Here is a 12,927-nt window from a genome sequence, read left to right as displayed (position 1 = left end):
GCTGAGGGTCTCAGTCTCGTGGCGCTACTGTCGAGCCATGGTGAACGGAGATTTACTGAATCGGGACCACGTGGTCGCCTCACTTGCCGCTTTCGAACCTCGGTCGGTCGAATTGGACGGAAGGCGCTCGGCGTCGGTGGTCATCGTCGTCATGCGGACAGCGGACGGAACACCAGTGTTCCCGGTGACGAAGCGGCCGAGCAAGATGCGCGCCCACCCCGGTCAATTCGCGTTGCCGGGCGGAAGCGTCGACCCGGGCGAGTCGTCCGAACAGGCAGCGGTTCGGGAACTTTCCGAGGAGCTGGGTGTCGACGTTCCCGAGTCGAAGATCATCGGCCGGCTCGACGACTACGTCACTCGTTCGGGATTCGTGATCCGGCCGTTCGTCATGTGGTCGGGCGAGGACATCGGGGGACTGGTACCCAATCCCGACGAGGTGGCCCAGGTGTATGCCGTCACGTCGGAGGAGCTCGACGTGGACTCGCGCTTCGTCACCATCGCGGAGTCACCGAACCCGGTGATCCAATGGCCGTTCCGAACGAGCCTGATCCATGCGCCGACCGGAGCCGTCATCTATCAGTTCCGCGAAGTGCTGAACGGACGGCACACGCGCATCGACAAGCTCGAGCAGCCGGTGTTCGCCTGGAGATAAGGGCAGCTCGACACGCTCGGGACAGTTCAGGCTACGGCGCCTCGGCGAATAGTCCGTCGTGCTGTGGAAAGCTGGCCGCACGGCAATCGAACGACGCGAGGTGTGTGCAGTGAACTCTGGCGAACAAGAACCGATCCCCACGGATCGGATTCTCACTGTTCCCAACGTGCTCAGTATCGTGCGTCTACTCGCTCTGCCACTGTTCGCCTACCTGCTGCTCGTCACGCACTCGGACGGCTGGGCATTGGCGCTGCTGATGCTCAGCGGGTTCACCGACTGGCTCGACGGCAAGCTGGCCAGAGTGCTCGGACAGACCTCGCGTCTGGGAGCGCTTCTCGACCCGCTGGTCGATCGTCTGTACGTCGTGACGACACTGGTCACCTTCGTCGCCCGCGATTTCATTCCCTGGTGGGTCGCAGCGATACTCATCGGCCGTGATCTTCTGCTTGCGTTGACGCTGCCGATCTACCGCAGGCGTGGCCTGCCACCGCCCGAGGTGGTTTATCTCGGCAAGGCTGCGACCTTCCTACTGATGTTCGCTCTGCCGTTGATTCTTGCCGGGCACGGAGACTGGGCCATCGGACCGTTCACCCATGCCTTCGGTTTCGCTTTCCTGATCTGGGGAACCGTCCTGTACGTGTGGACTGCCGCGATCTACGTGCTCAAGGCCGTTGACGTTGCGCGAACCCACGAGGTCGTGCCCCGATGAAGTCGACCGGGGAGGACGTCCGTCGTAACCCGGTACCGTCGCTGCTTCGCTCACTCATGACCGAACATCTCGACCCGGGCTACGAGGCAACTGCATTCGAACGCCAGCACGAGCACACCAAGAACAGATCCTCGAAGACGGGGCCGTGGCTGGCCCTCGGCGCACTGTTGATCGGGTTCATCGTCACGGTCTCGGCTGTTCAGGCGACGAAGCAGGTGACCGGCACCGAAGAGGTTCGAAGCGAGTTGGTGGCGAAGGTCCGTGATGCGGAGGATCGAATCGATTCACTGGCCGCGTCCCGCGATTCACTCGGCGGCGCCGTCGACGCCGCGCGCGGCGTGGCGCTCGAAGGCGATGCACGCGGCAGCGCCGTCCTCGACCAACTGCGAGCGGTCGAATCCGGCGCAGGAGCCGAAGCTGTTCACGGGGAGGGACTGGTGGTGACGTTGACCGACCCGGCCGGACGCCCGAACCTCTCGGATGCGTCGCAACGGAGTGTCGGCGGTAAGACAGTTGTCCTCGATCGCGATCTGCAGACCGTCGTAAACGCCCTGTGGGCTGGGGGAGCGGAGGCGATCGCCGTCGGCGGCGTGCGAATCGGGCCGACGGTGACCATCCGTCAGGCGGGCGGCGCGATGCTCGTCGACAACCAACCTGTTTTCTCCCCGTACCTCGTCGAGGCGATCGGAGACACGCGAGCACTGCAGCGGAAATTCGTCGTCAGCGACGCCTACGTGAGAATGTCTAGCGTCTCGCAACTGTACGGAGTCGGTTTCGCGGTGGCCGAAGACGATTCGTTGACTCTGCCGCCTGCGGCGCCTCGCGCCGTCCGAGTGGCAACAGAACCCACAGAACCCAAGTGACAGAAGGAGTTCGATGAAGGCCGGTTCCGCCCTGTACGGACTCGCAGCACTGGTCGTCGGCATCGTCCTGGGCGTAGTTTTCAGCCCGCAGGTGCCCGACGTGATCCAGCCCTATCTTCCGATCGCTGTCGTTGCGGCGCTCGACGCCGTCTTCGGTGGACTACGCGCGTATCTGGACGAAATCTTCGACGCGAAGGTGTTCGTGGTTTCCTTCGTCTTCAACGTGCTCGTCGCGTCGTTGATCGTCTGGCTCGGTGATCAGTTGGGTGTCGGTACTCAACTCTCGACGGCGATCGTCGTCGTGTTGGGTATCCGGATCTTCGGCAACGCAGCGGCATTGCGACGCCGACTGTTCGGAGCGTGAGTCATGGCGGAACATTCCACGACCGAACCGGAAGAAGAACCTCCCGTCACCACTGCGGGTGAAGGTCGTCACGAGTTGCGTTCACCGTCCAAACACCGCACCAACGTCGTCTTCGCAATCCTCGCTGCTGTGCTGTTGAGCGTGCTCGGCGTTGCGATTGCCACACAGGTACGCAGCACAGTGGCCGGAGATTCACTCGACGCCGCGCGCCCTGCCGACCTCCTGGTGGTTCTCGACAATTTGAATCGGCGCGAAGCCGCGCTGAGGCAGGAAGTCGCGAATCTTCAGGAATCGCTTGCCACTTTGGAAGCCGGTGGCAACACGGGAGCAGCGCTGGACGAGGCGCGGGCGCGGCTGACCTCACTCTCCATTCAAGTGGGGACCGCTCCGGCCACTGGACCGGGTGTGACGATGACCCTGACAGATCCGGCGGGCGGCGTCGGATCGGAAGTGATTCTCGATCTCATCCAGGAACTGCGTGCTGCCGGTGCCGAAGCCATCTCGATCGCAGGTGCGAACGGCGAACCCATTCGTATCGGCGTGAACTCGTGGGTGAGTGGGCGCGGCGGCGAGATCGAATTGGACGGAACCCGGATCGAGCAGCCGTACACTGTGACCGCGATCGGAGATCCGCCGACATTGGCGGCAGCGTTGAACATTCCCGGAGGCGTCTTCGACAATGTCGCACGCAATGGCGGAACGTCGTCCGTCGAGCAATCGCAGCAGGTCACGATCTCCGTCTTGCGACAATTGAATCCGCGCCAATACGCTCAACCCGGAAATTGATCTTTTTGCGTCCGACTTTCGGACGGCCTGTGAAAGGAAGCCACTGTGAGTGAGCTCGATACACCTACCGATCTGCGCTACACCGCGGAGCACGAGTGGGTGAAGCGAACCGGCCCGACCTCAGTTCGAGTCGGTATCACCGACTTTGCTCAGTCGCAGCTCGGTGACGTCGTGTTCGTCCAGCTTCCCGCTGTCGACGAAGACGTGACCGCCGGTGAATCGCTCGGTGAGGTCGAGTCGACCAAGAGCGTCTCCGACATCTTTGCTCCGTTCACTGCGAAAGTTCTTGCAGCGAACGGTGAATTGGACGGACAGCCCGACCTCGTCAACACCGACCCGTACGACACGGGTTGGTTGGTCGAACTCGAGGTTGCCGACGAGGCCACACTCGACGCCGCACTCGCGGCAACTCTGGACGCGGAGGCATACAAGGGACTCACGTCCGAGTAGAAAACCTGCGCGTGGACCGGCCAACTCGTGTTGTGTCGCGGCCTGTCTCGCTGCACACGGCGGTCTGCGCAGGGTACGGTCGTTAGGTACGCATGTGCCGAGTCGGGGCGCAGGGCCGTATCGAACGTGACTGTGAAAGATGCTCGTGAAGAAAGTGCACTGCGTAGTCCAGTGATTCATGATCTGGATGATTGACCCAGGAGGAGAAACAGTGAGCGAGAACGGTAACGACGCGGGCTATGGGGAGTCGCCGGCGGAGACCACTTCGGTTTTCCGCGCGGACTTCCTCAATGAGCTCGACAACACCTCCTCTGCAGCACCGGCCGCCGAGCAGCCGGTTTCGGGCGTGGAAGGCCTTCCCGCCGGAGCCGCACTTCTGGTGGTCAAGCGGGGACCGAATGCAGGATCCCGCTTCTTGCTCGATCAGCCGACGACGTCGGCAGGTCGGCACCCGGACAGCGACATCTTCCTGGACGACGTGACCGTCAGCCGTCGTCACGCCGAGTTCCGTCAGGAAGATGCAGATTTCCACGTCGTCGACGTCGGAAGCCTCAACGGCACCTACGTCAACCGTGAGCCTGTCGATTCGGCAGTTCTCGCGAATGGTGACGAGGTTCAGATCGGCAAGTTCCGTCTGGTGTTCCTCACCGGCCCTCGTGCCGGCGGTTCGCAGGTCGGCGAGTCGTCAGCAGGTGCGGGTAGCTAATGACGGCAGTGCGGCAGCAGAGCCAGCCCGGAATGTCGATTGGTTCCGTGCTGGATCGGTTGCGTCCAGATTTTCCCGACGTGACGATTTCGAAGATCCGTTTCCTCGAGTCCGAGGGCTTGATCAGCCCGCAACGGACACCGTCGGGATACCGCAGATTCTCTGTCGAGGACTGCGAGCGTCTTCGCTTCGTGCTGACCGCTCAACGCGATCAGTACCTGCCGCTCAAAGTGATCAAAGAACAACTCGAAGCGATCGACAGTGGCGCAGCGACGGTGAGTGCAGAAGTTCCTGCGCCTCGTCGTGCTCGCGTCCTGTCGATCGCTACGGGCGATGTCTCACCCGAGGCGTTCCGGGTCGATCGCGAAGTTCGAGTCGGTCGTCAGGATCTTCTCGCGCGCGCTGACATCGACGATCGGTTTCTGACCGATCTGATCCGCACCGGTTTGGTCGTTCCCGGCGCGGCGGGATTCTTCGACGAGGATGCCGTGACGTTGGCGCGCACCGCTAAGGCGATGTCCGAGTACGGCTTGGAGGTTCGCCATCTGCGGGCGTTCAAGTTGGCTGCTGATCGCGAAGCGGGGCTGGTGACTCAGATCGCCGGACCGGTTGCCAAGGGTCGTGACGCCGGAGCACGTGATCGTGCCGAGGAAATGGTGCGGGAGCTGGCCGCTCTGTCACTGACTTTGCACACGTGTCTGGTCAAATCGGCAGTTCGGGGAAGTCTCGATCGCTGAGTTCCTCGATCAGCGGGGCACACTCGAATAGAATTTCAGTACGACCGCATCGGAGTCGGTCGGCTGGATCACGTCAGGTTGGAGGCAAGCTCGATGGGCGAAATGCGTGTGATCGGAGTTCGTGTCGAGCAGCCTCAGAATCAGCCGGTCCTGTTGCTGCGAGAGTCCGACGGCGATCGGTACCTGCCGATCTGGATCGGGCAAACCGAAGCTACCGCGATTGTTCTCGAACAACAGGGAGTCGAGCCGGCGCGGCCGCTGACTCACGACCTGATCAAGATCTTGATCGAATCTTTCGGTCGGAGCCTCAAGGAAGTTCGGATCGTGGACCTGCAAGAGGGCACTTTCTACGCGGATCTCGTCTTCGACGAGCAGACCACTGTCTCGGCACGTCCGTCGGACTCGATTGCATTGGCCCTGCGCATCGGCGTTCCGATCTTCGCGTCGGAGGCTGTTCTCGCCGAGGCCGGTCTGGTCATTCCCGACGAGCGCGAAGACGAGGTCGAGAAGTTCAAGGAATTCCTCGACACCATCTCGCCGGACGATTTCAAAGCCACTGATGGTTAGCCTGAATTGACTGGTTGCGGACTTTAGTCTTCAACTCTCAAGTAGAGGTTGAGTCTCGGTCGGCGTGTTGCGTTGACCATGCACCCTCCTGGACTTACCGTTGCGTGCGGTGGAGATCTTCTCGCCTTGTCGATCGAGGCGTACTCTGGGTAAGTCCACTCATGGAATTACCTGCCTTGGATTCACATCTGAAAGTTCGGTCGGCACGGGATTCTCGTGACTGCTGATAGCACAGGTTGGTTACATGATGGCGAAGCGAGAGGGAGACGGCAGTGGAAGAACAGTCGAATGAGCGCGGGACGGTCATAGCCGGTAGTGCCGCGACTGCAGAAATGTCTTCCGAAGAGCTGCAGCCGGGCCTGTTCCCGGACGATTCCATCCCCGACGACCTCGTCGGATATCGAGTACCCAGTGCGTGCCAGATCGCCGGGATCACGTACCGCCAACTCGACTACTGGGCACGGACGTCGTTGGTTGTTCCGTCGATCCGTGGCGCTGCCGGATCCGGAAGCCAACGTCTGTACTCCTTCAAGGACATTCTCGTTCTGAAGATCGTGAAGCGTCTGCTCGATACCGGCATCTCACTGCAGAACATCCGCGTTGCCGTCGATCACCTCCGTAAGCGTGGCGTCCGCGATCTTGCCAACATCACTCTGTTCTCCGACGGCACCACCGTGTACGAATGCACGTCCCCCGAAGAGGTCGTCGACCTCCTCCAGGGTGGGCAGGGCGTATTCGGCATCGCAGTCAGTGGCGCGATGCGTGAACTCACCGGAACGATCGCCGACTTCCCCGCCGAGCGGGCCGACGGCGGTGAAAGTGATCCCAACCCGGAAGACGAGTTGGCTTCGCGACGCAAGAATCGCGCCAGCCGCAAAACCGGATAACGTACGTCACATCTCTTTGGAGGATGCCACGGTGCAGGTAGGCGTTTCGGTCAACTAGACTGGGCCTGCGTCGCCGGCGTACGGGAGAGCCTCGGATACCGATTCACCGAACTTGTCTTTGTTTCAGTCTTTGTCTCAAAGGTCAGTCGTGAGCGGGATCAGGGCGCCGAAGGAGCAATACCTCCCCGTCAATCTCTCAGGCACCAAGGACCGTACGGGCTCCGACGCCTCTGGAAAGCGGTGGGACAACCCACCCGCCGACGGGGAAAGGCTGTGGCTTCCGCCTTCGGCGGATCACTACCGAATCTCTCAGGCGCTCGGGAATCGAGCATGCGACAGAGGGGGAGGAACACACCGCAGTTCGGTGTGTGTCCTGATCCTCCGATCTGTCTGGGAGTTGTCGTGATCGACGCTGCAAGCCGTATATTTGCCGACCGCCATGTCGGTCCGAACGCCGCGGAACTCGCGCGCATCCTCGAACTCGTCGGGGTCGATTCACTCGACGAACTGGCAACCAAGGCCGTTCCCTCCGTCATCCTCGACGCTGCCCCGAACGGCATCGCTGCCGGACTCGACGCTCTGCCGCTTCCGGTCGGAGAGCACGAGGCACTTGCCGAACTGACTGCACTCGCAGCCCAGAACACCGTCGCGACGTCGATGATCGGCCTCGGCTACTTCGACACGTTGACGCCGCCGGTGTTGTTGCGCAACATCATCGAGAACCCGGCCTGGTACACCGCGTACACCCCGTATCAGCCGGAGATCAGCCAGGGCCGTCTCGAAGCCCTCCTCAACTTCCAGACCATGGTCGCCGATCTCTCCGGCATGGAACTGGCAAACTCGTCGATGCTCGACGAGGCCACCGCCGCTGCCGAAGCCATGACGCTCCTGCGCCGCGCGAACCGCAGCAAGTCCCCACGATTTGTCGTCGACGCCGATCTCTACCCGCAGACCCTCGCCGTCATCGAGACTCGCGCCGAGCCGCTCGGAATCGAGATCGTCTCTGCGGACCTCACCGCTGGTCTTCCGGAAGGTGACTTCTTCGGCGTCATCGCCCAGATCCCAGGTGCCTCGGGACGAGTCGTCGATTACACCTCGATCATCGCGGAAGCTCACGAGCGCGGCGCACTGGTTGCCGTCGGCGCAGACCTCCTCGCGATGACGCTCATCACCTCACCCGGTGAGCTCGGCGCGGATGCGTGCTTCGGAACCACCCAGCGTTTCGGTGTTCCCATGGGATACGGCGGACCGCACGCCGGTTACCTGGCCGTGCACTCCAAGCATGCGCGTCAGCTGCCCGGCCGCTTGGTCGGCGTCTCCATCGACGCAGACGGAGACAAGGCGTACCGCCTGGCGCTGCAGACACGTGAGCAGCACATTCGCCGCGAGAAGGCGACGTCCAACATCTGTACCGCTCAGGTGCTCCTCGCCATCCTCGCTGCGATGTACGCGAGCTACCACGGCGCCGAGGGACTCAAGGCGATTGCGTTGCGAGTCGCTGCCCGCGCACACGCGTTGGCAAACGGCCTGCGCGAAGGCGGCGTGACCGTCGTCCACGATTCGTTCTTCGACACCGTGCTCGCTCAGGTTCCGGGCAAGGCGGCCGACGTCGTCGCTGCGGCCAAGGAATCCGGGATCAACCTGCGTCTGGTCGATGCCGATCATGTCGGTATCTCCTGCGACGAGGCCACGACCGCCGACCACGTCCTTGCCGTGCTCGACGCGTTCGGGATCGAGGATGCTGTTGTCGCCATCGAAGCCGAGGGCAATTCGGTTCCGGCTGCTCAGGAGCGCACCTCCGACTACCTGCAGCACGAAGCCTTCACCCGTTACCGTACGGAAACGGCAATGCTTCGCTACCTGCGCGCGCTGTCCGACAAGGACATCGCCCTCGATCGCAGCATGATCCCGCTGGGTTCGTGCACCATGAAGCTCAATGCGACCGCCGAGATGGAATCCATCACCTGGCCCGCGTTCAACGCGATCCATCCGTTCGCGCCGACATCGGATGCGCCCGGTCTGCTGAAGATCATCAAGGATCTCGAAGACTGGCTGGTCGCGGTCACCGGCTACGACAACGTCAGCCTGCAACCCAACGCCGGCAGCCAGGGGGAATACGCGGGCCTGCTCGCGATCCGCAACTACCACCTCAGCCGGGGCGACGACCACCGCGACACCTGCCTCATTCCGTCGAGTGCTCACGGCACCAACGCGGCTTCTGCCGTCATGGCCGGGATGCGCGTCGAGGTTGTCGCCTGCCGTCCCAACGGTGACGTCGACGTCGACGATCTGCGCGCGAAGATCGCCGATCACGCCGAGCGTCTCGCCGCGATCATGATCACCTACCCTTCAACGCACGGTGTCTACGAGCACGAGATCGCCGACATCTGCGCAGCGGTACACGACGCCGGTGGCCAGGTGTACGTCGACGGCGCCAACCTCAATGCGCTTGTCGGCCTTGCCCGTCCGGGCCGATTCGGCGGCGACGTCAGCCACCTGAATCTGCACAAGACCTTCTGCATCCCGCACGGCGGCGGCGGACCCGGCGTCGGCCCGATCGGTGTGCGCTCACACTTGACGCCGTTTTTGCCCGGACACCCGATGGCCCCCGAACTCGGTGGTGGAGGAACGATCTCGGCAGCGCCGTACGGCAGTGCGTCCATTCTGCCCATCACCTGGACCTACATCCGGATGATGGGTGCTGCGGGCCTGCGCCGCGCCAGCCTGACCGCCATCGCGTCGGCCAACTACATCGCGCGTCGACTCGACGAGTACTTCCCGGTTCTCTACACCGGCGAGAACGGCATGGTCGCGCACGAGTGCATCCTCGACCTCCGTGGGTTGACCAAGGACACCGGCGTCACCGTCGACGACGTCGCAAAGCGTCTGGCCGACTACGGTTTCCATGCACCGACCATGAGCTTCCCCGTGGTCGGCACACTGATGGTCGAGCCCACCGAGAGCGAGAACCTCGAAGAGATCGACGAGTTCTGCGAGGCGATGATCGCCATTCGCGGCGAAATCGATCGCGTCGGCGCCGGCGAGTGGACGGTGGAGGACAACCCGCTACGCGGTGCTCCCCACACTGCCGGAAGCATTGCAGCGCAGTGGGATCACCCGTACTCGCGTGAGATCGCCGTCTTCCCGCGTGGCAAGGCCCGCCCGAAGGTGTGGCCGTCCGTGCGTCGTATCGACGGTGCACATGGCGACCGCAACCTGGTCTGCTCCTGCCCGCCGATCGAAGCGTTCGCAGGCAACTAAGGCGTGTGCCCGCCGGAGATCATCACCTCTCGTGTACGAGTTCGAGAACAGTGATCTCCGGCGGGGCGCCGACGCGTACCGGCGGACCCCAAGCCCCGGCGCCACGCGTCGTGTACAGCACTGTGTTTCCGACCCTGTCCAAGCCTTGCACCGAAGGCTGCTGCAGCGGAACGAGATACCGCAGCGGCCACATCTGACCGCCGTGAGTGTGCCCGGACAGTTGCAGATCGATACCCATCTCGGATGCCTCGATCGCTTGACGCGGTTCGTGCGCGAGAAGCAAGGCGAAAGTATTCGGATCGCGACCTGCGAGCGCGGCAGTCAGGTTCGGCTCGTACGGGGCCGGCGACGTGTAGTCGTGGATGCCCACGATGTCGATGGTATCGCCGCCATGCTGGATCGAGGTGCGGCTGTTGCGAAGTGTGGTGATCCCCAATGTCTCCCACACGTCGAGCCATTTGCCGCCGTCGTCGGCGTAGAACTCGTGGTTTCCGCTGACTCCGAAGATTCCGTCGGGCGCCCGAAGATCGGCGAGCGGAGCAAGATCGGGAGCAACTTTCGCGACGGTTCCGTCCACGAGGTCGCCGCCGATCGCGATCAGATCGACATTCTGCGAGTTCACGATATCGACCACCTTGCGGGTGAAGTCGACCCCGCGGGCCGGTCCCACGTGCAGGTCGGTGATCAAGGCGATCCGGTATCCGTTGAAGCCCTCAGGTAGGCGAGCGAGCGGCACGCGGACGCGGGAAATCTTGGGGCCCGACGCCTCGTAGACGCCGTAGCCGGCGGTGCCGATCGCCGCGAGAGTGACTGCTGCCGTAGCCAACTGCAACGTACGACGCTTGGCTGGGTCGACTTCGGTCGTGGTATCCGTGTGGCGTGCACGTAGTCGACCGATCCCGGCGAACAGGCCGATCACGAGCAGTCCGGGAATCAGATACAGCCACGAAGCCAGCCAGACCCATCCGACAAATCCGATCGGTCGCGCCCACGATGTCGGAAAGACTTCGCCGCTGCCGACCCCGATGAGCGTCGAGACCGCCAAGACGACAAGCGCAGTGTCGGCGAGACGAGCCCATCGCCTCGGGATGCCGGTGGCGCGAACGAGTCGGCGATGCAGGAACCAGGTCAGAAGGGCGAGAAGGACTGCAAAAACCGCGACGCGCCCCATCAGGACAGCATCTTGGTCACTGCGGCCGCGAGAGCGGGGTCGGACGTCGAATCGACCCGAACCAATGTTCCGCCCGTCCGATCCGAGACGTCTTGGAGTGTGGAGACGTCGTCGCCCGCACCGACGACGATCACGTCGACCTGTACCGGACGCGACGGATTGCCCGTAGCGGCGATCGCGCTGAGCAGTTCGGCTCGCGTCGTGGCGGATTCGTCAGGCGTACTCGAGGTGATCAGCAGCACCGAGTTGACTCGCCCCGCGTCGAAACCGTCCACGGCGGCTTTGTAGGAGCTGGCAAGCGCCGGGTACTTGGAGGTCTTTCCGCCGGCCCGAAGCCCGTTGAGGAAATCGGTGATCGTGGCACGCCGATTCGGCTCGGACAGTGAACCGCCCGGAACCAGGATGCGCTCGGACGGTTTTCCGTCGGTGCCCGTGCTGAACTCGCGAAGGCCGATGTCCGAAGCGTCAGGGCTGCGACCCAATTGGGTATTCACCGCCGAGGCAACGTTCGCCAAGCGGGTAGTGCCACCGTCGTCGGTACCCATCGACGCCGACGTGTCCATCAGGATGGTGGCACTACGCGGCGAGACCGGGTTGGCGACTATGTCACCGAGCGCCGCTGCGGTCTCCGCCGAAGCCGGTTTCAACGTGGACGAGATCTTGGCCGGGGACACCGCCCCGAGATCGGGAAGGTCTTGGCCCTCGACCCGGAAACCGGCGCCGACGAACAACTGTGACTGATTCGGCTCACGCATGAAATCGGCAAACTGTGCCGCTGCGCGCGACGCGGTTTCGTCGATCCCGCTGCCCGAGACGATGACCGCCGGATAGTCCGCGACTGGCGTTGCGCCGGCGGGGGAGTACGTCGTCATCGCCGCGTTCGCGCTCTGCGCTATCGACTGTTCCGTGGCCGGAACGGCTTTCACCGAATCCGGTGTTCCGGCGCTCAGTGCTCCGAGGGCTTCGGCGGTGGACGAGGGGGGAGTCGGCAAGGATTGGAACTGCAACGCCCGTGCACTGAGCGCAGCGTTGACCTGAGCGGACTTCGCCTGATCCGTCGTGACCGGTCCGGCACCCGCATCGGCGACGTCGGCAGCGATCGCCTGTGCAGCCATCGAGGTTTCGGTACTTCCGACCGGCAGGGCGACCGTCAGATCGGAAGGCAAAGACTTCCAACTCGATGCTGCGCCGGCCAATGCTGCCGCGGTCTCGGGACCGGCTGCCAGAACGATCGGGGAACTCGCGAGCGAGCGAGGATCACCGTTGATCACGGCCTTGCCCGACAGTGGCGCGAGTTCGAACGAACTCGCCGGGATCCACAGGGAGGGACGTGGTCCCAATGCTGCGTCATCCCAGGGGGCCGCCGGACCGGCTTCGAGTGCCGTCGAGACCGACGCGGACGGCGCACCGTGCACCACGACGGCGATGCAGTGATCACGCACCACCGGCGAGGTCTGGGTGTACCGCTTCGCCAGTTCCTCGACCTGTGGGGCTATGGACGGATCCGCGGTGACGTCGAGTGTCTTGTTGCCCTCGACGCACGTACCGGCTGCCTGCTGTCCCTGATCGTCGATCCGGTTGCTGAGGGCCTTCCATCCGAAGAAGCCTGCCACGATCAAGACGATCAGCACGACGACGAGAATCGGCCCCTTACTGATACCTCTGGCGCCTGACCCGCCGCGATGTTCGCCCACGTACCTTGCCCTACCTTGGTCACTCGAAGAATGTCTGTTGAACGGACTGTGTCCTCGGCCAGTCTAGTGACGAAACTTCG

Annotated in this window: 13 protein-coding genes and 1 riboswitch; of the genes, 11 read left to right on the top strand and 2 right to left on the bottom strand. The window is 63.2% G+C overall.

Translation table 11 applies throughout. The features are described 5' to 3' along the window. Nucleotides 1-37 precede the first annotated feature (37 nt). The 11 genes from KTR60_RS15385 (at nt 38) to gcvP (ending at nt 9,982) form a co-directional block, all read left to right on the top strand. Nucleotides 38-652, top strand: a complete 615-nt coding sequence (locus KTR60_RS15385) for an NUDIX hydrolase (protein ID WP_054781509.1) — start codon at nt 38-40, stop codon at nt 650-652. A gap of 109 nt (nt 653-761) precedes the next feature. After that, complete coding sequence (locus KTR60_RS15380) at nt 762-1,361, top strand: CDP-alcohol phosphatidyltransferase family protein (RefSeq protein ID WP_030537518.1); 600 nt, start codon at nt 762-764, stop codon at nt 1,359-1,361. Then, nucleotides 1,358-2,224 (top strand): DUF881 domain-containing protein, encoded by an 867-nt coding sequence (locus KTR60_RS15375; protein WP_003946177.1) that lies wholly within the window; start codon nt 1,358-1,360, stop codon nt 2,222-2,224. The genes KTR60_RS15380 and KTR60_RS15375 overlap by 4 nt, the downstream gene beginning before the upstream one ends. A 13-nt stretch (nt 2,225-2,237) precedes the next feature. After that, on the top strand, nt 2,238-2,588 hold the full coding sequence (locus tag KTR60_RS15370) for a small basic family protein (protein WP_003946178.1): 351 nt from the start codon (nt 2,238-2,240) through the stop codon (nt 2,586-2,588). A gap of 3 nt (nt 2,589-2,591) precedes the next feature. After that, nucleotides 2,592-3,374 (top strand): DUF881 domain-containing protein, encoded by a 783-nt coding sequence (locus KTR60_RS15365; RefSeq protein WP_047270499.1) that lies wholly within the window; start codon nt 2,592-2,594, stop codon nt 3,372-3,374. A gap of 45 nt (nt 3,375-3,419) precedes the next feature. Continuing rightward, a complete protein-coding gene (gcvH, locus tag KTR60_RS15360) occupies nt 3,420-3,824 on the top strand; it encodes a glycine cleavage system protein GcvH (RefSeq protein ID WP_003946160.1) in 405 nt (134 codons plus the stop codon). Between the two features lie 211 nt (nt 3,825-4,035). Next, nucleotides 4,036-4,530 (top strand): glycogen accumulation regulator GarA, encoded by a 495-nt coding sequence (gene garA / locus KTR60_RS15355; protein ID WP_003946166.1) that lies wholly within the window; start codon nt 4,036-4,038, stop codon nt 4,528-4,530. Beyond that, the gene (locus tag KTR60_RS15350) at nt 4,530-5,267 is read left to right on the top strand and encodes a MerR family transcriptional regulator (RefSeq protein WP_003946161.1); all 738 of its coding nucleotides are present in this window, start codon (nt 4,530-4,532) and stop codon (nt 5,265-5,267) included. The genes garA and KTR60_RS15350 overlap by 1 nt, the downstream gene beginning before the upstream one ends. Nucleotides 5,268-5,360: 93 nt before the next feature. Beyond that, nucleotides 5,361-5,834 (top strand): bifunctional nuclease family protein, encoded by a 474-nt coding sequence (locus KTR60_RS15345; protein ID WP_003946194.1) that lies wholly within the window; start codon nt 5,361-5,363, stop codon nt 5,832-5,834. Between the two features lie 332 nt (nt 5,835-6,166). After that, nucleotides 6,167-6,721 carry a MerR family transcriptional regulator gene (locus tag KTR60_RS15340; RefSeq protein ID WP_021344354.1) on the top strand — a complete coding sequence of 185 codons (555 nt, stop codon included), beginning with the start codon at nt 6,167-6,169 and terminating at the stop codon, nt 6,719-6,721. Nucleotides 6,722-6,941: 220 nt separating this feature from the next. After that, a riboswitch (glycine riboswitch) is annotated at nt 6,942-7,070 on the top strand. Between the two features lie 53 nt (nt 7,071-7,123). After that, nucleotides 7,124-9,982: an aminomethyl-transferring glycine dehydrogenase gene (gcvP, locus tag KTR60_RS15335; RefSeq protein ID WP_042451011.1), complete on the top strand. Its 2,859-nt coding sequence runs from the start codon at nt 7,124-7,126 to the stop codon at nt 9,980-9,982. A gap of 22 nt (nt 9,983-10,004) precedes the next feature. Here gcvP and KTR60_RS15330 read toward each other — a convergent pair whose 3' ends face one another. Further along, on the bottom strand, nt 10,005-11,153 hold the full coding sequence (locus tag KTR60_RS15330; RefSeq protein ID WP_054187381.1) for a metallophosphoesterase: 1,149 nt from the start codon (nt 11,151-11,153) through the stop codon (nt 10,005-10,007). After that, complete coding sequence (locus KTR60_RS15325; RefSeq protein ID WP_228401005.1) at nt 11,153-12,847, bottom strand: VWA domain-containing protein; 1,695 nt, start codon at nt 12,845-12,847, stop codon at nt 11,153-11,155. The genes KTR60_RS15330 and KTR60_RS15325 overlap by 1 nt, the downstream gene beginning before the upstream one ends. Nucleotides 12,848-12,927: the final 80 nt, after the last annotated feature.

It is taken from the genome of Rhodococcus sp. C1 (genome assembly GCF_020809065.1).
In the GTDB taxonomy this organism is placed as follows: Bacteria; Actinomycetota; Actinomycetes; order Mycobacteriales; family Mycobacteriaceae; genus Rhodococcus_F; species Rhodococcus_F qingshengii.
Note: the sequence above shows the minus strand (reverse complement) of the source record. Positions and strands in the feature narration are given on the sequence as shown.

What these genes read in the sequence shown, in the direction of transcription:
- KTR60_RS15375 (WP_003946177.1), top strand. Translation starts at nt 1,358, where the DNA reads ATGAAGTCGACCGGGGAGGACGTCCGTCGTAACCCGGTACCGTCGCTG.
- KTR60_RS15345 (WP_003946194.1), top strand. Translation starts at nt 5,361, where the DNA reads ATGGGCGAAATGCGTGTGATCGGAGTTCGTGTCGAGCAGCCTCAGAAT.
- KTR60_RS15385 (WP_054781509.1), top strand. Translation starts at nt 38, where the DNA reads ATGGTGAACGGAGATTTACTGAATCGGGACCACGTGGTCGCCTCACTT.
- KTR60_RS15370 (WP_003946178.1), top strand. Translation starts at nt 2,238, where the DNA reads ATGAAGGCCGGTTCCGCCCTGTACGGACTCGCAGCACTGGTCGTCGGC.
- KTR60_RS15340 (WP_021344354.1), top strand. Translation starts at nt 6,167, where the DNA reads ATGTCTTCCGAAGAGCTGCAGCCGGGCCTGTTCCCGGACGATTCCATC.
- KTR60_RS15365 (WP_047270499.1), top strand. Translation starts at nt 2,592, where the DNA reads ATGGCGGAACATTCCACGACCGAACCGGAAGAAGAACCTCCCGTCACC.
- KTR60_RS15330 (WP_054187381.1), bottom strand. Translation starts at nt 11,153, where the DNA reads ATGGGGCGCGTCGCGGTTTTTGCAGTCCTTCTCGCCCTTCTGACCTGG.
- KTR60_RS15350 (WP_003946161.1), top strand. Translation starts at nt 4,530, where the DNA reads ATGACGGCAGTGCGGCAGCAGAGCCAGCCCGGAATGTCGATTGGTTCC.